Source organism: Paracoccus methylovorus, assembly GCF_016919705.1.
Lineage (GTDB): Bacteria > Pseudomonadota > Alphaproteobacteria > Rhodobacterales > Rhodobacteraceae > Paracoccus > Paracoccus methylovorus.
This window is the reverse complement of record NZ_CP070371.1, coordinates 519,809-544,809: the sequence shown is the minus strand read 5'-3', so window position 1 is coordinate 544,809 and position 25,001 is coordinate 519,809. Positions and strand designations below refer to the sequence as shown.

Genomic DNA, 25,001 nt, shown 5'->3' with positions numbered 1-25,001 from the left:
CACCTCACGCAGGCTCGGTTTCGGGGACAGGTGTGGGCACGGGCTCGCCATTGTCTTCCAGCGGAGTCTCCGCCTCGGCCGAGAGCAGCAGGAATGCCTCGCCTAGGGACAGGCTGCGGCTACCCTTTTCGCCAAAGCGGCGCAGGGAGACAGTGCCATTCGCGGCCTCCTGCGCACCGACTGTAAGGATGATAGGCACCTTCGCCAGCGAATGCTCGCGCACCTTGTAAGCGATGGTCTCGTTGCGCAGGTCGGCCTCCACCCGCAGACCGGGTGCCCGCAGGGTGGACAGCACTTCCCGCGCCCAGGCGTCGGCGTCCGAGGTGATCGTGGCGACCACCACCTGCACCGGCGCCAGCCAGAGCGGCAGATGGCCCGCGAAATGCTCGATCAGGATGCCGGTGAAGCGTTCCAACGAGCCGAACATGGCGCGGTGCAAGAGGACCGGCACCTCGCGCTCGCCGCTGGCGGCGACATAGGTGGCGCCGAAGCGTTCCGGCAGGTTGAAATCCACCTGCAAGGTGCCGCATTGCCAGTCGCGCCCGATGGCGTCGCGCAGGACATATTCCAGCTTCGGCCCGTAGAACGCGCCTTCGCCCTCGAAGATCGTGCGGCGTGACACATTGAACAGGACGCAAGGCAGATGCCAAAAGGGGACGGTTTTCCGCCCCCTTCTTTAATTCGGGCAGGACGTATCAGCCGATCCGGCCGCCGCCCTGCTTCGTGATCGCCACCACTGCCGGGCGCACCGGCATGTCGTCGCGGAAATCCGGCCAGCGGGTCGACAGGTCCTCGTAATAGGACGGCCGGCCGTGGCCCTCCCAATCCTCGCCGCCGTCGCCTGGATGCTGCACCGCCACGAAGAAGTGTGGTCAGGTCCGGCGTCGGACAGGGACCGCACATCTCGGCCCCCACCGGCACGCGATAGAACAGCCGCGAGGTGCCGCGCGCCGCGCCCTCGACATCCACCGCCCACAGCCCGTCGGTTCGCCCGGTTTCCGAAGGCGAGTTGCCGTCGGTCGAGACCCAGAGCCGCCCGTCGCTGTCGATGGCGCAATTGTCCGGCATGCCGAACCAGCCGTTCGCGGTCGTCGCGGTCGAGAAGGTCGCGCCGACCTCGGCCACCGAAGGATCGCCGCATTGCAGCAGGATCTCCCAGCGGCCCTTGGTCGCCGCCAGGTCGCCGCCTTCCTCGAGGATCTCGATGATATGGCCGATAGCATTGTCCACGCGCGGGTTGGCGGGGTTCGCCTCTTCGCGCTTGGTGTTGTTGGTCAGCATGACATAGGCCCGGCCGGTCTCGGCATTGGGCTCGATATCCTCGGGCCGGTCCATCGGCGTCGCGCCCAGCAGGTCGGCGGCGCGGCGGGTCTCGACCAGCACGTCGACCTGGCTCTCGAAGCCGTTCTCGGCAGTCAGCGGTCCCTGCCCGTGCACCAGCGGCAGCCAGACGAAACTGCCATCCTCGTCGAAGCGCGCGACGTAAAGCGTGCCTTCGTCCAGCAGGTCCAGGTTCGCGGCGCGGTCCTGGGGATCATAGCGGCCGGCGGTCACGAACTTGTAGACATAATCGAAACGCTCGTCGTCGCCCAGATAGAAGACGACGCGGCCGTCCTTGGCCAAGGCGCTCGCCGCCCCCTCGTGCTTGAAGCGGCCGAGCGCGGTGCGCTTCCTGGGGGTCGAGGTAGAGTCCATGACATCGACCTCGACGATCCAGCCGAAGCGGTTGGGCTCGTTCGGTTCCTTGCCGATGTCGAAGCGGTTGTGGAACCGGCCCCAGGCATAGCTGTCCTCGCGGATGCCCATGCGCTTGTAGTTCCAGGCCTCGCGGTGGTCTTCGGGCAGGACGCCATGAAATAGCCATGGATGTTCTCTTCGGCCATGATGTAGATACCCCAAGGGGTCACGCCGGCAGCGCAATTGTTGATTGTGCCCAGGACGCGGGTGCCGCTCGGGTCCGCCGCAGTCTGCATCCGCGCGTGCCCGGCGGCCGGGCCGCGGATCTGCATCGGCGTCTTGGCGGTGATGCGGCGGTTCAGCGCGCTGTCCGGCACCGGCTGCCATTTGCCGTCCTGCTTGCGGATCTCGATAATCGTGCCGCCATGCGCGGCCATTTCGATGTCCACGCGGTCCTCGGTCGCATCGGCGACGGCGATCTTGCCGTCTTCGACGGTGACGATTCCGGGGAACATCAGGTGTTCGTTGGTATATTCGTGGTTCACCACCAGCAGGCCGTGGTCGTCCACGCCCTCCAGCGGGATGAAGCCGACGAAATCGTTGTTATAGCCGAACTGGCGTTCCTGCGCGGCTTCGGACTGGTTCAGCGGATCGAATTCCGACGCGTCGGCAAAGACCTTGTCGCCCCAGCGCAGCAGGATGTCGGCATCATAGCCCTGGGCGACGTGATGGTCGGCATCGACGCCCGCCTCGACCTCGGGAAAGCTAAAGGCGGAGCCCTCGACGGCATCTTGGGCGCGGGCCTCGTCGGCGGCCAAAAGGGCGAAGGGGCTGATGGTGGCCGAGATGGCGGTCGCCGCCAGCGAGCCCTTCAGGAAGCCACGACGCGAAAAACGGGCGGCGATGATCTCGCCCATGGCGCAGTTGTCGGTCGGGTTGTGGCCCGGACCGTCCGCCTCCTCCAGCTGGCTGGTGCGGAAGACATGGCGGATAGGATGTTGCTCGGTCATGAGACGCTCCTGGCTGATGGGGCGGCCCCGGCCAGAGACGGGACCGACCCCTCCATAGCGACCCAGTTTGACCAAAGAGTGACGGGCCGGAAACGATGGCGCGGACCCGGCCCACCAAGGCGGCGGGCCCGATAGCCGCTGCGGGTGACCTTACCGCCACCCGCCGTCAGGTCAGGCCGGCCTTTCGCAAGCCCTCGACGTAAAGCTCCAGGTCCTCGGCATGTTTCAGCGGGGGCACCTTGCGCCAATGCGCGATGGTGAAGTTCGGATGCACCCGCATCACCGCGCCGGCATGGCGGCGGGCCTCGTCCATCTGGCCCAGCAGCGCATGGCTGGCGGCCAGCAGCCTATGCGCCTCGGACTGGTCGCGCATCCGCGAAAGGGTTTCGATGGTCTTGCCGTAATCGCCGTGGTGGAAATAGGCATCGCCCAGGAACCACAGATAGGCGTCCGGGAAATAGGGATTGAGCCGCATCGCCCGTTCCAGCAGCTGCACCGCCCGCTCGCCCTGCCGGACATAGGCGAGGCAGTCGCCGGTATAGGCCAGCAGATCCGCGTCGTTGGGATTCAGCGCCAGCGCATGCTCATAGGCGGTCAGCGCCTCGTCGTGCTGCTTCTTGTAGAGATGCGCCAGGCCCATCTCGGAAAAGCCGCGCGTGTCCAGGGCGTCGCATTGCACCGCCCGCTTGGCCAGGACCAGCGCTTGGTTCAGCGCCGCATCGGGATCGCTGGTCCAGTTGTAGCGCCATTCGACGTTGAAGGTCCGCGACATCGCCGCATAGCTGCGGCCATAGTCGGGATCGAGATCGCGGGCCTCTTCGAACAGGCGGCGGGCATGCAGGTTGGCATCGGGCAGGAAGCGCAGGCCCATGTCCTGGCCGCGCAGCACCAGCCCATAGGCGTAAAGCGCGGGATGGCTCTGCTCGGCCAGCCGGCGCCGTTCGTTCGCGTCAAGCTGGATCGCCACCCGGGCGGCGGTCATCGCGGTCACGTCGTCCTGAAAGTCGAAGATATCCAGCATCACGCCGTCGTAGCGCTCGGACCAGGTGGTATTTTCCGATTCCGCCTCGACCAGATCGACGGTGATGCGCAGCCGGTTTCCGGCCCGGCGAAAGCTGCTGGTCATCAGGTAGCGCACGCCCAGCCGGCGCCCGATCTCGCGCAGCGACGAGGTCTGGGCGGCGGCCAGGAACGACGAATGCCGCGCGATCACCAGCAGGTGCCGGAACCGGCACAGGTTGGTGATCAGGTCGGCGACGATGCCATGGCACAGGTGCTGGTCGCCGGGATCGGCCGAAAGATTCTCCATCGGCAGGATCGCCAGCGACGTGTCGGGCAGGCCGGGATCGACCCTGCGCGGCACATCTCGCAGCGGGACGGCAGCGGCCACAGCGGGCGAGGCGGGCGCCGCGGTATAGATCTCGACCGGGGCCGAGATGTTCTTCAGCCGCCGCCGCCCCAGCGAGCGCAGCACCAGTTCCGGGTTGTCGCGCACGATGCGATAGACGGTCTCGGTGACGCAGATGCCGCCGGGATCGGCAAAGCCTTGGATCCGCGCGGCCAGGTTGACGCTGTGGCCGTAAACCCCCTCCTGCCCCTCGAACGTCTCGCCCAGCGAGATGCCGACGCGCCAGGCAATCGGCTCCCGCGCCTCGGCCCAGGCGGATTCGCGGGACAGTTCGCGCTGCATCTCGATCGCGAAATGCAGCGCCTGGGGCGCATCCTGGAATACCGCGACCAGCCCGTCCCCGGCCGTGTTGACCACGGTGCCGCCATAATCCCCGACTAGGTTGCGGATCAGCGCGATCGAGCGCGTCAACCGCAGGATCGTGCCGGCCTCGTCCTGCTCGATCAGGCGGGTATAGCCGTGAATGTCGGCATAAAGCACCGCCTGAAGGCGGGGGCCGGTCAGACCGGGCTGTGCGATCATGGCTTGTCCAAGGCTCCTTTCGGGCATCAGAAATCCACCGGCAACCGGCCTGTCAAGCCCGGATCGGGGCGGCCCGGCCTGCCGCAAGGGGATCCGTGACAGCGCCCGGATCGGCACTATACTATCCGCATGAAACCCGACAGGCACCCCATATCGCAATTCGGCCTGCGCCCGGCGCGTCCCGAGGAATTTCCCTTTGCCGAGGCGATCCATATCGACGCGATGCGGCCCCTGATGCTGCAACTGGACGCCTGGGACGAGCCGATGCGCCGGGCGATGATCCGGCGGTCGTTCAAGGCGGCGGATTCGCGCATCATCACCCTGGAGGGCCGGGACATCGGCTGGATGCAGGTGACGGAACGGGACGCCGACTACAACCTCGCCCAGCTCCAGATCCTCGGGGATTATTGCGGCCGGGGCATCGGCTCGCGCATCATCCGCGACTTGCAGGACAGGGCGGTGCGGGAAGGCAGGACCGTCTCGCTGTCGGTGGTGCGCACCAACCGGGCCATCGCCCTTTACCTGCGCCTAGGCTTTCGCATGATCGACCCCAAGGCCACGCCGATCCTGGACATGGTCTGGGTGCCGGAAGGGCTGGACCGCTGAGCCGCGAGGCCGGCCATAAGGGCCACCGCACCGGCTGCCACCGCAGCGTGGCGCCGGCCGAAACCGTGGCGCGGGTCCGGCCGCTGATGGCGCGGATGGGCATCACCCGCGTCGCCAATGTCACCGGGCTGGACCGAATCGGCCTGCCGGTGGTCATGGTCTGCCGGCCGAACGCCCGCTCGTTGGCGGTATCGCAGGGCAAGGGGCTGGACATGGACGCCGCCACCGCCTCGGGCCTGATGGAAGCGGCCGAGCTTTATCACGCCGAGCATATCGAGGCGCCGCTGAAACTGGGCAGCCTGAACGAGCTGGCCCATTCCCACCGGATGATCGACCTGGGCCGGCTGGCCAGGGTCTCGGACCGCTTCCATCGGGACTTGCCAATGCTGTGGATCCAGGGCCGCGACCTCGTCTCGGGCGAAGAACGCTGGGTGCCCTTCGAATGCGTGCGCGCGAACTATACCCTGCCGCCGCCACCCGGCAGCGGCTGCTTTCTCTGCAGCAGCAACGGGCTGGCCTCGGGCAACACCATGGCCGAGGCGACCTGCCACGCGATCTGCGAACTGATCGAGCGCGACGCCACCACCCTGTGGCACCAATCCCCGCACGAGCGCCGGGCCGAGACGGGGCTGGACCTGGAAAGCGTCGCCGACCCGGCCTGCTGTGCGGTGCTGGACCGGCTGCAAGGCGCCGGTTTCGACGTGCATGCCTGGCAGGTCGCCAGCGACCTCGGCGTGCCCGCCTTCTTCTGCCTGATCTCGGACCGGCGCGACCGGGGGGCGCATCACGGCATCGGCGCCGGCGCCCATCCCACCCGCGCCATCGCGCTGCTGCGGGCGCTGACCGAAGCCGCACAGGTGCGCTGCACCTATATCTCGGGCGCACGCGACGACCTGCAACCCGAGGAATACGGCCGGCACGCGCTGGACCAGAAAGCCCGCGCCGCCGCCGGCCTGCGCGCCAGCCACCGGCCGATGGTGAATTTCGCAGCGCTGGACGAATTCGTCTCGGACGATTTCGCCGAGGACCTGGACTGGTTGCTGGCCCGGCTGCGCGCGGTCGGCATCGACGAGGCGGTCGCGGTGGACCTGCGCAAGCCGGGGCTGGACCTGCCGGTGGTGCGGGTGGTGATCCCGGGGCTGGAGGCCCCTTGCGATCACCCCGCCTGGCGGCCGGGGCCAAGGGCGTTTGCCGCCGCGCGGGCCGCGGCGCCATGAGCGTGATCGTCTTCGCCGGCCCCTCGCTGCGGCAGGCGGACCGCGCCGCCTTCGCGCAGTTCCGGTTCCTGCCGCCGGTGCAGCAGGGCGACCTCTATCGCGCCGCGCGCCAGCGGCCGCGGGCCATCGGCCTCATCGACGGGTGCTTCGACGGCGTGCCGGCGGTGTGGCACAAGGAAGTGCTCTGGGCGATCTCGCAAGGCATCGCCGTCTTTGGCGCCTCCAGCATGGGCGCGCTGCGCGCCGCCGAGCTTGCACCCTTCGGGATGCGGGGCGTCGGCCGCATCTTCCGGGATTTCCACGAGGGCCGGCTGACCGACGACGACGAGGTGGCGCTGCTTCACGGCCCGGCCGAGACCGGCCATGCCGCCCTGAGCGAGCCGATGGTCAATATCCGCGCCACCGCCGCCGCCGCGCTGGCCGCGGGCATCCTTGACGCGCCGGCGGCCGCGCATCTGCTGGCAACGGCCAAGGCGCTGTTCTACCAGCAGCGCGACTGGCCCGCCATCCTGGCGGCAACGGAACAGGTGCCCGCAGCGATGCGCGACCGTCTTGCCGCCTGGCTGCCCGACGGCCGCATCGACCAGAAGCGCGCGGATGCGCTGGAGATGCTGCATGCTCTTCAGGCGTATGTCGCGAGGGACGAGCCGCCCCCGCGGGCGGAATTCACCTTCGAATGGACCGAAGCCTGGGCCTCGGCCCCCTGGCTTGCCGCGCATGGCGACGGGATCGAGGCAGGGGATGCGCTGATGCTCGACGCGCTGCGCCTGCAGGGCGAGCCCTATCTGCGCCTGCGGCGCGACGCCCTGCTGCGGCAACTGGCCGCCGAGACCGCCACGCGCGAGCGGCGCGGAGTGCAGCCAGACCATGTCGCCGAGGCCGCATTGGCGTTTCGCCTGCCGCGCGGCCTGCTGCGCGGGCAGGACATCGACCGCTGGGCGGCGGAAAACGGCTTGGACCGCCCCGGTTTCGACCGGCTGATGGCAGGGCTGGCGGGGCTCGAGGCGCTGGCACGGGACCGCGATGCGGCGCTGGCGCCTGCGATCCTGGACCAGCTTCGGCTGGAGGGCGGCTACAAGGCGCTCCGCGACCGCACCGCCAAGGCCGGGACTGCCGATCCGCCGCTGCCGCTGCCCCTGCTGCTGGCCTGGCATTTCCACACCCGCCTTGGCCGAGACCTGCCCGAGGATCTGGAGCAATACGCCGGCGGCTTGGGGTTTCGCGATCTGGCGCATTTCCACGCCGCGCTGGCCCGCGACCATGCGCTTTGGCTGCAAGACGGGCAACCGGCGCCGAAAGGGGCCGCAGGCGGACAAAGCCATCGACAGCCGCCCCCCAGCGGCTTAACCTGAGGTTGCGGATTCCCGGACCCGAAAAATCACCCATGGCGGAGATTGCGATGTCGGAGACCTTGCTGAGCCCCTCGAACCTGCTGCTCTTCGGCCGTGTGGTCGAGGATTTGCAGATCCGCGCACCCTCGGCACAGGACAAGCGCGGCGATCCCCGGCACGGCCCCTTCCCCCAGCCCCGCGGCGGCACGCCCGGCCAGCTTGAACGGCAATTGCAGGCCGAGGATGCGAATTTCGCCCGCATCTACGGCTTTGCCTTCGAGGGGCTGTATCGCGTCCTGCCGCGCCCGGCGCTGTTTCTGGTGCACGGACCGGGGCTGGAGGCCGGGCAGGTCATATCGCGGCTGGACCTGCCGCAGGGTGCGCCGGCCGGATCACCGCCCCAGGCGGCGGGTGCGGGGCACGTCCTGCCCCAGCCCGACGACTTGATGGTCTGGTCCTACGACAAGGCCGATTACTCGATCCGACTGGACATGCGCTCGGGCATGTTCGAACAATTGCTGCTGGACCCTTCCGGCGCGCCGGAGGCCCGCGGCATGAGCGTCCACGGAATGAGCGTGCGGGGCATGAGCGTAAACAGCGACAACAAGGACTAGGCGCATTCCGCCCGCCGCCCCTGTCCCAAGGCTGGACAAGCCAAGGAAACAAGGGTCAGGATCGTCGCGATCCTGACCCTTTCTTTCAGAGAGAGACTTAAAACAAGGTAATGATCAAATGCTCTGAAATTCTCGGCGGCCGAGGCGATGGCCCCCTCAGGCGCAGGCCACTATCGCCGGATGCTCGTCGCCGGCAGGGGCTTCGGCCTGTATCGCGGGACAGGCCGCCGGGGCGTCCGGGACCAGTGCCAGCGGAACGGCCAGCAGCCTTGCCGCCTCATGCCACAACGACGCCTCGGCGGCGATCAACCGCCGCATGGCTGCCCTGCCTTGCGGGCGCTTGGCAGATCGCGCCAGGGCGCGATAGTCGGAAACCAGCCCGCCCAGCAGATGGTCCAGGTCCTGCATGGCCTGTTCAAGCCGCCGGGTCGCGCCGGACTGGGTGGCGGTCTGGGTCGCGATGGACAGGACCATGGCGATCTGCGGCCGGGCCTCGCGCAGCGGCTGGTATGCTTGGGACAGATCGACGCACAGGTCCACCAGTTCCGGCAGGCGGGCGGCGGCGGGACCAAGCCGCCCGGCGATCTCGTCGGGGGACAGCGGGGTCGTGGCCGCCTGGTTTTCCAGCCGGACCAGGATCTGGGCCAGATCGTGGCGTTGCGCCAGCGGCATGCCCTCGTCATGCTCCAGGAACGCTTCGATCGCCGCGGCAAGCTCGAAGGCGGCCGCTTCGATCCGGGCGCTGGCGCGGCTCATCGGGCCGTCGGTCTCTTCCAGCCGTTGCAGTTCGGTTGCCGGCGCAGCCCAAAGCCGCTGCTCGCTCAGCCGGATCATGCCGGCGCTTTTATGCGGAGTGCGGGCCCGGCCGCGCGACGTCTCTCGCGCGCGCTCCAGATTGGCGGCAATGTCGCTCAACTGTGCCGCGAGTCCTGCGCTCGGCGCAGCCTCTGTCGGCGAGGTGGCAAGCCTGGCCGCGGCATCGACCTGCATCATCAACAACCGCACGCGGGGCATGAGTTGTTCAAGGCAGTAATGCGACATAGCACGCAGGCTGGCCTGCCCGTCGACAGCCGCATGAGCCATGATCCCGGCCCGGCGGGCCAGTACCTGCGGCCGATCGGCCTGGAACCGGGCACGAAGCTGCACATGCAGCGCAGCCATGGTCAACTGGTGCAGCACGCCGCGGATCGCGGCAGCGGCTCCTTGGCAAAAGATGGTGCGGAATGTCTGATCGACATGAAACACGCCCTCTGATTGCAAAATTTTTCCGGAATATGCCGCAACGGGCACGGCAGTTCTGTGCGCGGGCGCACAGAGGACGGCCTTCTCTGGTTACCGCCCTTGATGCAAGAAGCTTCTAAACCTGATTTGGCTGGTGATCGAATGCGTTCTTCTCTCAGGCCTTTTTGAGTGCGACCGTTCAAGAAGCCGCTGGCCGGGATGGTGATCTGCGGATCGGGTCCATATCTTCTGCAAGAGCTTTTCTGCTCGAGAACGACGTCTGGTTTTCCCGATCCAGATCTTTTCGATCATTGCGTCCATTCAGGTCATCGACTTCTCACACCTCCTTCACCGACGCCAGTTCACACGGGGTTTTCAGCCCTCATATAGAAACAGCCAGCGCCGGATCTCGATAGTCTTCCTTCTTTGTCATCATTGCCCAAATGGCCCGTGCCATTTTGTTGGCCAATGCGATGGCGACCAGCATGAGGGGTTTGCGGTGCAACATGCGCGCCAGCCATGACCTCTCCTGGATCGACTTTCGGGCCAGCACTGTCAGGCGCGACATGGCCCCGATGATCAGCAGATATCGGATGTCGGTCTGGCCGGCTTTCGAGATGCGCCCCAGGCGTTCTTTCCCACCAGAGCTGTATTGGCGAGGCACCAGGCCGAGCTAGGCCGCAAAATCGCGCCCCCGCTTGAAGCTGTCCATGGGCGGAGCGAAGCCGCTGATGGCCAACGCGGTCTGCGGCCCCACGCCGGGCATCGTCTGCAGCCGCCGCGCCGTATCATTCGTCCCGGCAAGACTGCGGGCCTTTGCTGTCTTGGCTTCGATCCGGGCTGTCTGCTCGGATATCTGCGCAAGCAGATCATGGCACTCATCGCGCACCAGGGCAGGCAAGTCGCTGGCAGGATCGGTGAGGACAGCTTCGATTCGCCTGAGGTGAGCGATGCCTTTCGGAAAGACATGGCCATATTCATATAGCACTGGACCTGTCACGGATTCGTGCCGTTCCAGGTGCTCGTTTAGGCCACTTGAGCTGCTGCCGGTTTCGTGGACACGAAGATAAGATCGTGACCAAGGAACTTGAGAGTGGATATGACGAGACGGAAGTTCAGTCGTGAGTTCAAGATCGAGGCCGTCACGCTGGTGACGGATCGGGGTGTCGCTGTGGCGCAGGCCGCGCGCGACCTCGATGTGGCGGAGAGCGTGCTGCGGCGGTGGATGCGAGAGCTGACAGCCACGCCGGCCGTAGCGTTTCCCGGGAACGGGCAGATGCGGGCCGATCTGGCCGAGATTTCGGCTCTGAAGAAAGAGGTCGCCCGGCTCCGCGCGGAGCGTGACATCCTGAAGAGAGCGGCGGCTTTTTTCGCGCGCGAGGTGATATGAGGTTCGCCTTCATCGCCAAGCACCGCCACGTCTGGCCCGTCAGCTGGCTGTGCGAGGTCCTGGCTGTGTCCCGTTCTGGATTTCACGCCTGGCTCAGCCGTTCGACCAGCATCCGCGAGATCCATGACGCCAAGCTCGTCACGGCAATCGAGACGAGTTTCAAGGCCAGCGACCGGACCTATGGCGCACGCCGCGTCTGGCGGGATGTCCTGGAAGAAGGACTGGCCTGCGGGCTTCATCGGATCGAACGGTTGATGCGGATCAATGCCTTACGAGCGCGGCCCAGGCGTCGGGGAAAGCCAGGGACGATGGGGAACGCTCGGTGATCGCCGACAATCTCCTCGACCGGAACTTTCAGGCGGACCGGCCGAACCAGAAGTGGCTGGCCGATTTCACCTACATCTGGACCGCGGAAGGCTGGCTCTACGTCGCGGTCGTGCTGGACCTGTTTTCCCGGCGCGCCGTGGGCTGGTCCATGAAGGGGGATCGGGATGCGTCACTGGTCATGGATAGCCGTTCGACCCGCGCTGCGGGGTCAGAAGACCGATATCCTCATAGTATCGCTGGAGAGGTCTGGCTTGATAAAGTGCCTTGATCGCCATGGCGCCGGGGAACCCGGCGCCATCGTTGGCGATACACTCAGCTCGACGACCCATAGACGATTCCGTTCGGGCGGTCGCCCACCGGCACCGATCCGAGCACCTCCTGGCGCGCAACATTGATGACCGAGACGCTATCGTCCGCGATATTGGTCACGAACACGAAGGCGCCGTCTGCCGAAGCCGACACACCATGCGCGCCGGGACCGGTTTTCAGCGTCCCGGCAACCTCGCTGGTCGCCGTGTCGATCACCGACACGGTATCGTTCGGCGCGGCTTCGGTCCCTTGGTTGGCGACGTAGATCTGCTTGCCATCTGGGGTTGCGATCATCTGGATCGGATTTGGACCGACTTCGATCCTGCCCGTGACCTCGCGCGTCGCGGTGCCGATCACTGCCACGCGGTTCTCGTCGCGTAGCGAGACATAGACCTGGCTGCCGTCAGGGGTGAAGCCGACCTGAACCGGCGCCGTGCCCACCGGGATGCGTGCCGCTTCGGTGAGACTGGCCGTGTCGAGGACCGAGACCGACTCGTCCTCGACATTGGCAACATAAAGTTCAGCCCCATCAGGGCTGAGGCGCAGCCCATGCGGATAGGCGCCAGTCTTGACGCGGGCGGCAGCACCCTGCGCCAGATCAACCACCACGACCTCATTGCTGCCCGACAGCGAGACGAAGGCGCGGCCCTGCCGGTCGGCCACCACATGGGCGGGATGCGCGCCCACCTCGACCGTGGCCGGGGGCGTCGACAGGTCCTGCGGATCAAGCATTACCAGAAGGCCCGCGGTATCGCTGCCCGCATGGTCGTGCCCGTCACCATGGTTGCCACCGGCCGGGGTTCCGACCGCCAGCAGGAAGCGCGCGTCCGGCGTCAGATCGACGTTGTGGGGCGCCACCGGGATCGGCATCGTGGTCACCGTCCCGGTGCCCAGATCGATGGCGCTGACGGAACTGCCGCCTTCATCGGCGGACCACACGGTCCCACCGGTCTGGCCGAAGTCGATGGCCCCAGGGTGGGCCTTCTCCTTCAGCCAGGCTTGCATCTCGGCAATCTCGCGCTCCTGTGCGGCGATGATCTGCTCGGCCCATGCCCTGGTCTGCGGATCATCGCCATGTTGCTGCACGATCCGGGCCATGTCGATTGCGCCCCGATGATGCGGGATCATGCTCCGCACGAAGGCCGTGTCTGAGTCATCGGCCATGACGCCCTCCATCATCGGCCCGTGCATCGCGTCCATGGCATCCACATAGGCGCGGGTGAAGTCGGGAACGTTCCCGTCGGCTGGCGCCGTTTCAGCAGCCTTCGAAGCATCGGCCGCACCATGCATCATGCCGCCCTGCATCATCTGCTGCATGGCGTTCATGCACTCGGCAGGCATGGCCTGCATCATGGTCCGATATTGTTCCGGCATGCCTGACATCGGCATCGTCGGAGAGGCGGGCGGTGCGGCCTGTTCCTGAAGCTGCCGTGCAGGGTGGTGGGCGTCATGCCCGGCCTGGGCCAAGGCAGCGGCGGGCAGCCCGGCTGCGAGGCCAACGGAAAGGGCGATTGCGGTTCGTTTCATTGCGGTTCATCCATGCTGAGGGGAAGGCAGCGTCACGGCGGACGCGCGGTCCCCGGTAATCGTCGATGGCTGGATGGCGTTGTCGGTCCGTCGGACGAAGCGGCCGGACGGGGTGGACCTATCAGGCCCGGAACGCCTTCACGCGGCGATGGATGAACGGGGCGGCCGCAGAATACCCTCGGGTGTCCGCCCTAAACGGTCCGCCCTGAGGCCGAGATAGGCTTCCCCACTGGACGGCGGTTCCGCTCGCGCACCTTCGGGCAGAAGGGCGGTGATCGTGCAGAACTGATTGCAGCAATCGTCATGGGAACCTGGCGCGTTGCCGCCGGTAGCGTCCAGATCTCCCGAGATCGGCTGGGCACATCCTGCGGCCGCATGGGAGTGATCACAGCCCTGCTCCAGGGTAACGGCGACGGCCGGCTTGGCAAGGATCATGTGCTCTACCGGGAGTGAGTGGGTTCCAGCCTGCAGACTCAGGGCGGCGAAAACCACGAACAGCAATGCGGTAGCGAGCCACTGCCTCCAGCAGCCGCGGAGCCTCGTGCCCGTTGTCGCACCCCTGTTCATCAGACCGTTCGTTCTCTTTCTCTGGACCGGCTCAGGCGTCCTGCCCGCACATGAAGCAGGGAAGGGGCCATTTTCCGGCAGTGCCATCATCACACCATGTAGTGCGGGACGACGACACCTGAAAGCGGCCAGGGAAGGTTGCGACATGATGCCACCCGTCGAAGGCGCTGATGATCGACTCAGGCCGCCTTCCCCTCATCATAGCTTCACCCCCCGCAACCGGACGCATTCGCGATCACGCTGACCGACGACAGCGCCATGGCGGCTGCCGCGATGATCTGTGACAGCAGGATGCCGAAGAACGGATACAGCACGCCGGCCGCGACGCGCCCGTACTGACCCGTGCGCAGCATGTGACGGGCCACCTCCCGGCCGGCATGCTCGACGCGAAGCTCCGGGCCGGTGACTGTCACCGCAACGCGCTCGCCGATCAGGCGCCACGGGACGGAATAGGCGTTACCGTCGACTTCCACCGAACAGTCCGAACTCACCTTGCGCACCAGGTCCCGGCTGGCCAGGAAGGGATGCAACTCGTTGCCCTGGGCAAAGGGCTGACGCTCACCAGCGAAGCGACAACTGGTGCGAGCTTCCCAGGCGCCGCCTTCCGACCGCTCGCGACAGAGCCCCTGCCCTTCTGCGCGGTCTGCCCACCGCGCAAAGACAATCCTGCCCTGTGCCGCTTGCTCAGCCTTGCGCGGATCCTGTCGGCGCAAGACAGCAAGGCTTAACGGATCAGCCGCCCGGTTGACGCCCGGCATTGACACTCCTCCGCGCCTTGGCAAAGCCGCGATCCGAGGCGAGGTATCGTTCCAGCATCGGCACAATGAGCTTTTGCGGCGCGACCGGCCCCTGCCCGCCGCTGCGGCCGAGCAACTCACCGTACAGCACCAGATCCCTGTGCAGGCCGGCCGGTAGTTCGACGGTCAGCTTCACGGGCGTATCGTCGGCAATCGGCCCCAGCTTCAGCTTGGTCATGACGTCATCCTCCTGCCTGCTCGAACACAAGATCCCGACCCACGAGAACCCTGACTGGGAACCCCGGCCGGATGGTCAGCGTGGGCGCGACCTGCAGCTGGCGCTGGACGATCTGCTGCCCGGCCTGGTCGACGGTATCCTGGGCGCCGTCGCGGATGGCGCGTACCAGCCGGTCGTCCTCGTCGCCGGCGGCGAGCTCGGTGCCGACCGCCAGCAGCGTCGACAGTCCGGCGGCCTTCATCAAATCCCACCAGTGGTGGTCGACACCGTCCTCCAGCCCGGCAAAGCCCTGCGCATCGGCGCCCGGCAGGCCCTCCAGCACCAGCGAGCGGCCGTCGGGAAAGATCAGCCGGTTCCAGACCAGCAGCACGCGGCGCTGGCCGAATGTGACGCCGGCATCGTATTCGCCGATCACCCGCGTACCCTGCGGGATCAGCAGGATCGAGCCGGTGGGGCTGTCATGGACGGGCTGGGTGACCTGGGCGATGATCTGGCCGGGCAGGTCGGAGCGAATGCCGGTGATCAGCGCCGCCGGGATCACCGAGCCGGCCTGCAGGACATAGGGCGAGGCCGACGGCTCGACGCGATCCGGGGCCACCGTCACCCGGTCGGCGGCCGCGCCGAGGAAGGCCACATGCCGGTCCTGTGGCCCTCCGGTTTGCGGCTGTCCGACGGAACCGGTCCCGGCGGACGACAGTCCTGCGCCTCCCGCACCCATATCCGATGTTGTCGTTGCACGCGATCCCCCCTGAAAGAAGACGCCACTGAGCCTTGCCGCCTCTTCCTCCGCCAACCGCTGCTGCTCCGCCGTGTCCATGCCGGGTGCGGTGACGGCGGGCCTGGAAGGCGCCGGCACCGGCTCGCCGCGATTGCGTGCATTGAGGATCGGGCGGCCGAGATCGCCGGGCAGCGCCGGGCCCAGGGCGGGACCGCTATAGTCGCGCGGCAGTTTCGCCAGCCCGTCGGCGGTGGCGCGGTTTTCAGTGGAGAACAGTTCCTCGCCGGTTCGTTCCACGTCCTTGCCTTGCAAGGCATAGATCAGCGCCGCGCTGATGCCGAGAGCGGAGATCGCGGCCATACCCGCCAGCACCTTGCGCGACAGTCGGGTGACGCGCGGCGGCTCGGCGCGCAGGCGCATCGACGCGGTGGCGGTGTCCCTGTCGCTCATGACGGCACTCTCCCCTGAGCCGGTTGCAGGCGATGGATCCGCACCACCTGCTGGCGCTTGCCGGCGCCGAGGCGCAGTTCCGCCACGCCGAAGAGCCTATCGACGATCAGCACATTGCCGTGGACGCGGTTGTTGGCGATCTCGGGCGCTCCATCCGGGCCGAGGACGAAGAGCGGCGGCATCTCGCCCTGGGCAATGCCGGGCGGGAAGACCACATGGACGCGGCGGCCGTCGTCGAAGACAGAAATGGGCCGCCAGGGCGGGCTCGTACCCTGGACCTGCAGGCCGTAGCGATGGTTGCGCGCGGCAGCGGCCGGGATCATAGGCGCGGCAGGCACGGCGCGACGCTGCGCGACCGCTGCCGACGATCCGGGATAGTGCCAGGACACCGCCGGCATCCAGGTCTCCTCGTCGGCGCGCAGTTCCAGCAGATAGCGGCGCCGGTCGGTGGCGATGACCAGATTGGTGCTGATCTCGGGCCGGGTCGGCTTGACCAGCACATGCACGCGGCGGCTGTTGCCGCTGCCGCTCTCGGTATCGCCGATGATCCAGCGGGCGGTGTCACCGGCGGCGATGGGGCTGGCGCCGGTCAGGCGCTCGCCCGGCTCCAGCACGATATCGGTGATCTGTCCGGGCGCGGCATAGATCTGATAGAGCGCGCCTTCCGACCATGGATAGACCTGGATGGCATTGTAATAGCCTTCGCGGCGCGGCTCCACGCGCGCGGCGGCATTGGCATTGGTGACGCGGCCTTCGGGCGTCTCCGCGGTTCCTCCGCCCCGCGCCGGTATCCAGCCCGGCGGCAAATGCAGCGGTTTCGGGGCCGGGTCAGCGGGAGCGGTGGCGGGAGGCGACGGCAGGGGCGGGACATCGTTGTCATAGCTGAACTGCGGCGTCTGGTTGCTGGCGCATCCGGCGAGAGCGGCGGCCGCGAGAAGCAGGGCGGGCAGGGCGGGACGGTAAACCATGCGGATCATTGCGACATCTCTCGTGACCAGTTGACGGCATTGACATAGATGCCGAGTGGATTGGCGCGCAGCCGCTCGGCGCTGCGCGGGGGCTGGATCACCACGGTCAGGATCGCGGTCCAGCGCTCCGTTGTAGACAGTTGGCCGTTCTCGTAATGCCGCTCGGTCCAGGCGACCCGGAAACTGTCGGGCGAGGCACGGATGACGCTGGAAACCTCGACGGCGATCTGCTGGCGCCCGACCTTCGTGAAGGGGTCGTTGGTGCGGGCATATTCGTTCAGCGCCGCCGCACCGCGATCGGTGGTGAACTCGTAGGCCCTGAGCCAGTTCTGGCGCACGACGATGGGATCGGCCGGGATGCTTCTGACCTGCTCGATGAAGCGGCCGAGATGCCAGGCGATCTGCGGATCGGTCGGGCGATAATCGGCCGCGGCCGGTGCGACGGCCTGGGCCTGACCGAGATCGTCGACCTGCACCACCCATGGCACCACGGTGCCGCGCGCCGATTGCCAGACCAGCGCCGCGGCGAAACCGGCGGCGAGGAACAGGCAGGCAAAGGCCATGAGGCGCCAGTTCCCGGCCTGCACGCGGGCCGAGCCGATGCGCTCGTCCCATGCCTGTGCGGCCTTCTGATAGGGCGTTTCCGGCTCGGGCGTCTTGCCGTAATGGGTCGCAGGGCGTCGAAAAATGTTCATCAGCGGTTTCTTTCGGAAAGATTGATCGAGGCGCCGCCGGCATGGTTGTCGCCGGAGCGGATGGCGTGGCCGGCAATCGAGAGCCCACGGCTAAGCGCCTGTCCCCGACGCATCTTCTGGGCCCATTGGGGCGCACCATCAGGCATGGAAGCGTCGGTGCCTGCGATGGAGAGATTGCCACCGTCCGTGCCCATGGTGGAGGAGCCGCCGGTGGTCGCAAAACTGCCCTTTGCGCCGGAGGCATAGCTGGACTTGATGCCGCCAGCGGCCTTTCCGACCATGCGGCGCAGGGGCGAGATTGCCGCCGATCCGGTGGCACTGGCGATGCCGCCCATGCCGGAGGCGATGCCACCGGCGCCGGAATGGCCCATGGAACCGAGCCGGTAGGCGGTCGAGGCTGCGCCCGCCGCCGTCGCGCCGGTCCGGACGGTGGCGGCACCGCCAGACAGTGCCATGCCGCCGGCACGGGCCGCGAGCATCGTGCCGCCGCCCGCGGCCATTGCCGCACCCCCGATGGCGAGGCCGGTGCCGACGGCGGCGCCGGCACCAAGCTGCGGACCACCGGAGACGAGCCCATTGGCGATGCCTGGCCCGAAGATGCCGAGACCGAGCAGCGACAGCGCCGCCAGCACGATGGCCATGGCGTCGTCAACCGTGGGGGCGACCCCGCCAAAACCATCGGTGAATTGCGAGAAGAGCGTCGAACCGATGCCGATGATCACCGCCAGGACCAGCACCTTGATACCGCTGGACACGACATTGCCGAGCACACGCTCGGCCATGAAGGCGGTCTTGCCGAAGAGGCCGAAGGGGATCAGCACGAAACCCGCGAGTGTCGTCAGCTTGAACTCGATCAGGGTGACGAAGAGCTGCACGGCGAGGATGAAGAAGGCCAGGATCACCAGCGCCCAGGCGAAGAACAGACACAGGATCTGGATGAGGTTCTCGAACACCGCGACCCAGCCCATCAGATCGGAGATGGATTCCAGCAGCGGCCGGCCGGCGTCGAGCCCGGTCTGGGCGACGCGGCCGGGGCGCATGAGATCGGCGGCCGAGAACCCGGTGCCGGAGGCCATCAGCCCGAGACCGGCGAAACTGTCGAAGACGATGCGGGCGAGACTGTTCCAGTTGGTGATCAGCCAGGCGAAGACGCCGACGAAGATGGTCTTCTTCACCAGGCGCGCCAGAATGTCGTCCTCGGCGCCCCAGGCCCAGAACAGCGCGGCCAGGGTCACGTCGATGACGATCAGGGTGGTGGCGATGAAGGCGACCTCAGCGCCCAGCAACCCGAAGCCAGAGTCGATATAGCTGGTGAAGACCGCCAGGAAATTGTCGATGACCTCGGTGCCGCCCATCTGTCCTACCGCCCTTTAGCGGTCGTGGGCGTGTCCGGGGCCACCGGTTCAGGCGCCTGCCCGAGGAAACGATCACGGGTCTCGGCCCAGACGCGCAGGCATTCGATATCTTCGGCCGCCGCCTCGCCCATGCGCTGGCAACGGCGCTGGCCCTCGCGCAGCGGATCCTCGGCCTGTGGCTGAACCTGCCGGCCGGGCGGGGTCGGCAGGTCGCCGCTCCGGTCCATGCGGAACAGCGTGACGGTCATGACGATCGCTAGCAACAGGATGGCAATCAGCCGGGCCATCGTCGTGCCCTCCATGGTTACGCCCTCCGGGCCGTCAGTTGTTGAACATCCGGGCATTGCCGGGCTGGTAGCCGGTGCCCGGAGTCAGGAAGCGCTCGCGCTGGATGCGGCCCTGCTCGGCCGCCGCTGCCCGCTCGGCCTCGACCAGCGCATCGGCCCGGCCGGTAGCGGCGAGAAGCGCGGTGAGGTCGGAGAGCTGTTGGGATTGCAGGGCCAGCAGCTGGTTGCCGGCCTGGCTGGCCTGAAGCGCCCCTGTGGCGCCCTGGCTCTGCTCGACCAGCGTAGCCATCTCGGCACGCTGCGCCTCGATATTGCCGGTGACGCCGGCTTGAACGCGCATCGCGTCCTGCAAGCCGCCCATGGTGTTGGTCCAGCGGGTGCGGGCGTCGGTCAGCAGTTGCTGCTCGGACATCGAGAGATCGGGTGTGCCGTATTCCCGCTCGAACGCCTGATCGACCTGTTGCACTTCGAAGGCGATGTTCTGGGCCTCGTCCAGAAGCTGCTGGGTGCGGCTGACGTTCTGCTGCAACTGCTGCAGCGAGCTGTGCGGCAGGCTGGCAAGATTGCGGGCCTGGTTGATCAGCATCTGAGCCTCGTTCTGCAGCGAGGCGATCTGGTTGTTGATCTGCTCCAACGTCCGCGCGGCGGTCAGCAGGTTCTCGGCATGGTTGGTGGGGTCGTAGACGATACGGCCGAAGCCACCAAAGAAGGCATGGGCCGGGTTGGTCAGCATGGGAGTGAGCGCCAGCGGTGCCGCCAGCGCAAGAACTAGAGCGGTGCTGCTGGCAATGTGGGAAACGGGGCGTTGCATGGTGATCATCTTACGCGTCATGGCGTGGTCACCTTTTCTTCCAGGGTGGGTTCGAGTTCGCCGACATTGGCGTGGGCAGGCGGAAGGCCCGGTGTGTCCGTCGCGAGATTGGTGAGGTTGGGGATCAACTCGGCCGCCCATTCGACGCCGCGCGCCTTGAGCCATGCGGCGAGGAAACCGTCGCGGCCCTGTTCGGCGAGGATGCTTGAGATCAGCGCTTGGTGGGATTTGGACGAGGCTGCGCAGAGGGCGAGGCCGACTTCCGACAGGCCCAGTTCGAACAGCCGGTTGCCGCGCCGCGACTGGCAGCAATAGTCCCGCTTTGGCGTGGCGCGCGCGAGGATCTCGATCTGGCGGTCGTTGAGGCCGAAGCGGCGATAGATGGCGGTGATCTGCGGCTCGATGGCGCGTTCGTTCGGCAGCAAGAGCCGGGTCGGGCAGGACTCAATAATCGCGGGCGCGATGGCGGAATTGTCGATATCGCTGAGAGACTGGGTGGCGAAAATCACCGAGGCGTTCTTCTTCCGGAGCGTCTTCAGCCATTCGCGAAGCTGGCCCGAGAATCCCTCGTCGTCCAAGGCCAGCCAGCCCTCGTCGATGATCAGCAGGGTGGGGCTGCCGTCGAGCCGGTCGCCGATCCGGTGGAACAGATAGGACAGCACCGCCGGTGCCGCGCCGGTGCCGACCAGCCCCTCGATCTCGAAGGCCTGCACCGAGGCCGAGCCGAGATGCTCGCTCTCGGCATCGAGCAGCCGGCCCCAGGCACCGCCGACGCAATAGGGCCGCAGCGCCTGCTTCAGATCGTTCGATTGCAGCAGCACCGCGAGGCCGGTGATGGTGCGTTCTCCGACCGGGGCCGAGGCCAGCGAGGTCAATGCCGTCCAGAGATGTTCCTTCACCTCCGGCGTGATGGCGATGCCCTCGCGCGAAAGAATGGCGGAGATCCAATCCGCCGCCCAGGCGCGCTCGGCGGACTCGTGGATGCGGGCCAGCGGCTGCAGCGAGACCGAAGCATCGTCGCCCTCGCTCAGCCCGCCGCCGAGATCGTGCCAGTCGCCGCCCATGGCCAGCGCTGCCGCGCGGATCGAGCCGCCGAAATCGAAGGCGAAGACCTGCGATCCGGCATAGCGGCGGAACTGCAGCGCCATCAGCGCCAGCAGCACGGATTTGCCCGCGCCGGTGGGGCCGACGACGAGGGTGTGGCCTACGTCACCGACATGCAGCGAGAAGCGGAACGGCGTCGCGCCCTCGGTTTTGCCGTAGAGCAGCGGCGGGGCGTCGAAATGCGCATCCCGCTCCTCGCCGGCCCAGACGGCCGAGAGTGGGATCATATGGGCGAGGTTCAGGGTGCTGATCGGCGGCTGGCGGACATTGGCATAGACGTGGCCGGGAAGGCTCCCCAACCATGCGTCCACGGCATTGACCGTCTCGATCATCGCGGTGAAGTCCCGGCCCTGTACCAGCTTTTCCACCAGCCGCAGCTTCTCGTCGGCGATGCGGGCATCTTCGTCCCAGACCGTAATCGTCGCCGTGACATAGGCCATGCCGGCGACATCGCCGCCGAGTTCCTGCAGCGCCATGTCGGCATCAAGCGCCTTGTTGGCGGCATCGGTGTCCACGAGCGCGGAGGGCTCTCTGCTCATCACCTCCTTGAGGATCGCGGCGATGGACTTGCGCTTGGCGAACCATTGTCGCCGGATCCTGGTCAGCAGCCGCGTCGCATCGGTCTTGTCGATGAGGATGGCGCGGGTCGACCAGCGATAGGGAAAGGCGATGCGGTTCAACTCGTCGAGAATGCCGGGCGTGGTGGCGGTGGGAAAGCCGGTGATGGTCAGCACCCGCAGATGCGCCTCGCCCAGCCGCAGCTCCAGCCCGCCGGTGAGCGGCTGATCGGCCAGCAGCGCGTCGAGATGCATCGGCACCTCGGGCACGCGCACGCGCTGCCGGTTGATAGAGATGGTGGAATGCAGGTAGGTCAGCGTCTCGCCATCGTCGAGCCAGGCGCATTCCGGCATGAAGCCGTCGAGCAGTGTAAGCACCCGGTCGCTGCGGTCGATGAAGCCGCGCAGCAGTTCCCAGGGATTCACCCCGGATGTCTCGCGGCCCTCGTAGAGCCAGCTTTCCGCCCGCGCGGCTTCCTCGGCCGGCGGCAGCCAGAGCAGAGTCAGGAAATAGTCGGAGACGAAATGGCTGCCCGCCTGCTCGAAATCGGCCCTTCGCTCGGCATCGACCAGCGCCGAGGCCGGATCGGGGAAGGTGCTGTCGGGATAGGTCGCGGCTTCCGAGCGTTGCGCCTCGACGAAGATGGCCCAACCGGAGCCGAGGCGGCGAAAGGCGTTGTTCAGCCGCCCGGCCACCGCGACCAGTTCGGCGGCGACCGCGGAATCCAGATCGGGGCCGCGGAACCGGGCGGTGCGCTGGAACGAGCCGTCCTTGTTCAGCACCACGCCGGACGCGACCAGCGCCGCCCAGGGCAGATAGTCGGCCAGGCGGGCGGCGCTGCGACGGTACTCGGCGAGGTTCATCATGGCGAGGCTCCGTCAGACGGCGAGATGGCCGGGGATGCGCAGATGGCGGCGACCAACCTCGACGAAGAGCGAATCGCGCTTCGCGGCCCAGACGGCCGCGAGATGGCCGACGGCCCAGATCAGCAGGCCGGCGAGCCAGAGCTGCAGCCCGAGCCCGACCGCGCCGGCCAGCGTGCCGTTCAGGATGGCGATGCTCCTCGGCGCGCCGCCGAGCAGGATCGGCTCGGTCAGGGCGCGATGCACCCGGACGCTGAAGCCGGGTACCTCGGAAAGCTGCTCGAAGCCTTGCGTCATCAGACCAAGGCCCCGCCGCCGAAGCTGAAGAAGCTCAGGAAGAAGCTGGATGCCGCGAAGGCGATGGAGATGCCGAAGACGATCTGGATCAGCCGCCGGAAGCCTCCGCCGGTATCGCCGAAAGCCAGCGTCAGGCCGGTGACGATGATGATGATCACCGCCACGATCTTCGCCACCGGCCCCTCAACCGAGTCGAGGATTGATTGCAGCGGCGCCTCCCAGGGCATCGATGAGCCGGCGGCATGGGCGGCGGGCGCCAGCACGAGGCTGATATAGGCGAAGTTGGCGATTGCCGCGATACGGCGGCGAATCTTTGGGGCAGAACCAATCATGGCGTTTCTCCAGTATTTTCTGCGGTGTGTGGGTCGATGTCGGGAATGACGGAGGCGATGCGGTAGTCACCGTCCGGGCCGAGCCCGTCGACCCGGACCAGTTCGGTGAGGCAGCGATTGCTGCCGCGTCCGGACAGCACCGCGACCAGATCCACGGTCTCCGCGATCAGCGCCCGCGGCACGGTGATCACGGCCTCCTGGATCAGCTGTTCGAGCCGGCGCAGGGCGCCGATGCTGGATCCGGCATGGATGGTGCCGATCCCGCCGGGATGGCCGGTGCCCCAGGCCTTCAGAAGATCGAGCGCCTCGGCGCCGCGCACCTCGCCGATCGGGATGCGGTCGGGGCGCTTGCGGATGGCGAAGGCCGGGGCTGCGACTACCGGCGGCAGAAGGCCCTCGAAACGTTCCCCGGTCTCCGGCAGTTCGGCCGAAACGCGCGGGCTGCGGCCATGGACCTCAACGCCAACATGATGCGCGACCAGCCGGATGATCCGCTCGCCGTCGGATGCGGACAGAACTTGGCCGGTGTCCGCCAGCCCGTCGCGCAGCCGGTCCACCCAGATCCGGCCGTCCGGGTTCAGCATCACCTCGACAACGGCGCAATCTTCCAGAAACCGGGCGATGGCAGGCCCAAGCGCGGTGCGGAGCATGCGGGCGCCGCGCTTCATCCTTGCCTCGATGTGGTCTGAACCTGCCATCCCGTCCCCCGTTCCACCGGGGCGGCGAGAAAGAGGCCCCAGATGGGGTCGACTAAAAGAGCCTCAAGACAGAGCGGCGCAACAGTTGTCTTCTCAAAATCGAAGAGGAGCGTAGGGGGGCAAAAAAATACAGGAAACCTGCGGCACGGCTGCCTGACATATGATGGAAAGCCGTCTCCCCAAACGACTCACGTTCCCGATTTCAATGCTTCCAGAAAGGTTTTCAGCGCTGGATTGTCGTTCTGGGGATGCCAACAGGCGATATAGCCGATCCGGGCTGCGCCATTGGCGTCATGTACCGGCCGGAACACGGCACCCAGACCCGTCAAACCGCTCGCGCATTCGCATTGCAGGCTGACCCCCTGGCCAGCACCAACGAGACTTAAAATGTTCTCGAGGCTGACATGCAGACTGACTATCTCGGGGTCGTCCGATGGCGCTGCGAGTTTGGCAATCAGGATATTGCGGATGTCGGGGCCGGGATCTCGATGCGAGATCAGGAAGCGTTCCTCTTTGAGGTCGGACCAGTAGACGAAGGGTTTCTCGGCCAGCGGATGATCTAACGGCAGGGCGAGCATCAGCTGTTCGGTACTCACCGACATGCTGTGCAGTACCGGGCACCGATTTGGATCGCCAAGGATGATTGCCACATCCAGCTTGCCAGAATGAATAGCGGCCATCAGTTCGACGAAGGGTGCCTCTAGCAGGTCAAGGCCGATATCGGGGTGATTTTCACGGAAAGAGCGCATGATGAAGCGCAGGCTTCCGGAGGAGAGAGACTTATAAAAGCCGAGTGCAACACTCCCCCGCCGACCCTCCACTGCAGCCCGGGTGCGATCGGTCAAGCGCTGGAGATCGTCCAGGATGCGCCCGGCCATGACCACGAAGTTCTCACCGACGGGGGTCAGCTTGGCCCCGGCGGTGGAGCGGTCGAAGAGTGCGACGCCGAGTTCTTCCTCGAGTTCGCGGATCCGCCGGCTCACGATCGGCTGCTGAACTTCCAGTTCCAGAGCTGCAGCGCTGAAACTACTATTCCGCGCTGTTGCTACGACATAGCGAAGATGGCGAAGATCCATAAGGATGCTGCCCTCTGTTGTCGGTCAAACTTGGTTATCGTTCCGCCTTTGGTAACCGCGGGCCACCAGCTGTTACAATCGGACTAAT

At 66.8% G+C, this 25,001-nt stretch carries 21 protein-coding genes and 4 pseudogenes; 5 read left to right on the top strand and 20 right to left on the bottom strand.

Going from position 1 to position 25,001, the window contains the following annotated elements:
• Positions 1-4: 4 nt before the first annotated feature.
• From JWJ88_RS15880 to JWJ88_RS15870, 3 genes and pseudogenes are all read right to left on the bottom strand, one after another.
• Positions 5-607, bottom strand: a pseudogene (locus JWJ88_RS15880) (His/Gly/Thr/Pro-type tRNA ligase C-terminal domain-containing protein); the annotation flags it as partial.
• Between the two features lie 88 nt (positions 608-695).
• A pseudogene (locus JWJ88_RS22205) lies at positions 696-2,687 on the bottom strand (PhoX family protein).
• Between the two features lie 166 nt (positions 2,688-2,853).
• Positions 2,854-4,617, bottom strand: coding sequence for a tetratricopeptide repeat protein (locus tag JWJ88_RS15870; RefSeq protein ID WP_240200350.1), 1,764 nt, complete (start codon positions 4,615-4,617; stop codon positions 2,854-2,856).
• A gap of 129 nt (positions 4,618-4,746) precedes the next feature.
• On the opposite strand from JWJ88_RS15870, the gene JWJ88_RS15865 reads away from it, so the two are divergent.
• Genes JWJ88_RS15865 through JWJ88_RS15850 form a run of 4 tightly spaced genes read left to right on the top strand, consistent with a single transcriptional unit; the run spans position 4,747 to position 8,385 of the window.
• Complete coding sequence (locus JWJ88_RS15865) at positions 4,747-5,223, top strand: GNAT family N-acetyltransferase (protein ID WP_205296670.1); 477 nt, start codon at positions 4,747-4,749, stop codon at positions 5,221-5,223.
• A gap of 47 nt (positions 5,224-5,270) precedes the next feature.
• Positions 5,271-6,440: a YcaO-like family protein gene (locus JWJ88_RS15860; protein ID WP_205296669.1), complete on the top strand. Its 1,170-nt coding sequence runs from the start codon at positions 5,271-5,273 to the stop codon at positions 6,438-6,440.
• A complete protein-coding gene (locus JWJ88_RS15855) occupies positions 6,437-7,792 on the top strand; it encodes a TfuA-like protein (RefSeq protein WP_205296668.1) in 1,356 nt (451 codons plus the stop codon). The genes JWJ88_RS15860 and JWJ88_RS15855 overlap by 4 nt, the downstream gene beginning before the upstream one ends.
• 47 nt (positions 7,793-7,839) lie before the next feature.
• Entirely contained in the window at positions 7,840-8,385 is a 546-nt protein-coding gene (locus JWJ88_RS15850) for a hypothetical protein (RefSeq protein WP_205296667.1), read from the top strand.
• Positions 8,386-8,541: 156 nt separating this feature from the next.
• On the opposite strand, the gene JWJ88_RS15845 is transcribed toward JWJ88_RS15850, so the two are convergent.
• The gene (locus JWJ88_RS15845) at positions 8,542-9,645 is read right to left on the bottom strand and encodes a hypothetical protein (RefSeq protein ID WP_240200349.1); all 1,104 of its coding nucleotides are present in this window, start codon (positions 9,643-9,645) and stop codon (positions 8,542-8,544) included.
• Positions 9,646-9,988: 343 nt separating this feature from the next.
• Positions 9,989-10,495: pseudogene (locus JWJ88_RS15840) on the bottom strand (transposase).
• Between the two features lie 210 nt (positions 10,496-10,705).
• Between JWJ88_RS15840 and JWJ88_RS21850 the strand changes: the two are divergent.
• A pseudogene (locus JWJ88_RS21850) lies at positions 10,706-11,510 on the top strand (IS3 family transposase); the annotation flags it as partial.
• Between the two features lie 125 nt (positions 11,511-11,635).
• Here the strand turns inward: JWJ88_RS21850 and copM are convergent.
• The 15 genes from copM to JWJ88_RS15750 form a co-directional block, all read right to left on the bottom strand.
• Positions 11,636-13,159, bottom strand: coding sequence for a CopM family metallochaperone (gene copM, locus JWJ88_RS15820; protein WP_205296663.1), 1,524 nt, complete (start codon positions 13,157-13,159; stop codon positions 11,636-11,638).
• 138 nt (positions 13,160-13,297) lie between these two features.
• Complete coding sequence (locus JWJ88_RS15815) at positions 13,298-13,594, bottom strand: hypothetical protein (RefSeq protein WP_205296662.1); 297 nt, start codon at positions 13,592-13,594, stop codon at positions 13,298-13,300.
• Between the two features lie 338 nt (positions 13,595-13,932).
• Entirely contained in the window at positions 13,933-14,484 is a 552-nt protein-coding gene (locus tag JWJ88_RS15810) for a Mu transposase domain-containing protein (protein ID WP_205296930.1), read from the bottom strand.
• The gene (locus JWJ88_RS15805) at positions 14,459-14,701 is read right to left on the bottom strand and encodes a DUF2274 domain-containing protein (protein ID WP_205296661.1); all 243 of its coding nucleotides are present in this window, start codon (positions 14,699-14,701) and stop codon (positions 14,459-14,461) included. Before JWJ88_RS15805 ends, JWJ88_RS15810 begins: the two co-directional genes overlap by 26 nt.
• A 4-nt stretch (positions 14,702-14,705) precedes the next feature.
• On the bottom strand, positions 14,706-15,869 hold the full coding sequence (locus JWJ88_RS15800; RefSeq protein ID WP_205296660.1) for a TrbI/VirB10 family protein: 1,164 nt from the start codon (positions 15,867-15,869) through the stop codon (positions 14,706-14,708).
• The gene (trbG, locus tag JWJ88_RS15795) at positions 15,866-16,846 is read right to left on the bottom strand and encodes a P-type conjugative transfer protein TrbG (protein ID WP_205296659.1); all 981 of its coding nucleotides are present in this window, start codon (positions 16,844-16,846) and stop codon (positions 15,866-15,868) included. Before trbG ends, JWJ88_RS15800 begins: the two co-directional genes overlap by 4 nt.
• Positions 16,843-17,532 carry a conjugal transfer protein TrbF gene (gene trbF / locus JWJ88_RS15790; protein WP_205296658.1) on the bottom strand — a complete coding sequence of 230 codons (690 nt, stop codon included), beginning with the start codon at positions 17,530-17,532 and terminating at the stop codon, positions 16,843-16,845. The genes trbG and trbF overlap by 4 nt, the downstream gene beginning before the upstream one ends.
• Complete coding sequence (trbL, locus tag JWJ88_RS15785; protein WP_205296657.1) at positions 17,532-18,887, bottom strand: P-type conjugative transfer protein TrbL; 1,356 nt, start codon at positions 18,885-18,887, stop codon at positions 17,532-17,534. The genes trbF and trbL overlap by 1 nt, the downstream gene beginning before the upstream one ends.
• 5 nt (positions 18,888-18,892) lie before the next feature.
• A complete protein-coding gene (gene trbK-alt, locus JWJ88_RS15780) occupies positions 18,893-19,189 on the bottom strand; it encodes a putative entry exclusion protein TrbK-alt (RefSeq protein ID WP_205296656.1) in 297 nt (98 codons plus the stop codon).
• 19 nt (positions 19,190-19,208) lie between these two features.
• Positions 19,209-19,985: a P-type conjugative transfer protein TrbJ gene (gene trbJ / locus JWJ88_RS15775; RefSeq protein ID WP_407673947.1), complete on the bottom strand. Its 777-nt coding sequence runs from the start codon at positions 19,983-19,985 to the stop codon at positions 19,209-19,211.
• 17 nt (positions 19,986-20,002) lie between these two features.
• Positions 20,003-22,513, bottom strand: coding sequence for a conjugal transfer protein TrbE (gene trbE, locus JWJ88_RS15770; RefSeq protein WP_205296654.1), 2,511 nt, complete (start codon positions 22,511-22,513; stop codon positions 20,003-20,005).
• A gap of 12 nt (positions 22,514-22,525) precedes the next feature.
• Entirely contained in the window at positions 22,526-22,807 is a 282-nt protein-coding gene (locus JWJ88_RS15765; RefSeq protein WP_205296653.1) for a VirB3 family type IV secretion system protein, read from the bottom strand.
• Entirely contained in the window at positions 22,807-23,139 is a 333-nt protein-coding gene (locus JWJ88_RS15760; protein WP_205296652.1) for a TrbC/VirB2 family protein, read from the bottom strand. Before JWJ88_RS15760 ends, JWJ88_RS15765 begins: the two co-directional genes overlap by 1 nt.
• Entirely contained in the window at positions 23,136-23,789 is a 654-nt protein-coding gene (locus JWJ88_RS15755) for an ATPase, T2SS/T4P/T4SS family (protein WP_456095326.1), read from the bottom strand. The genes JWJ88_RS15760 and JWJ88_RS15755 overlap by 4 nt, the downstream gene beginning before the upstream one ends.
• A gap of 236 nt (positions 23,790-24,025) precedes the next feature.
• On the bottom strand, positions 24,026-24,913 hold the full coding sequence (locus tag JWJ88_RS15750; RefSeq protein WP_205296650.1) for a LysR family transcriptional regulator: 888 nt from the start codon (positions 24,911-24,913) through the stop codon (positions 24,026-24,028).
• Positions 24,914-25,001: the final 88 nt, after the last annotated feature.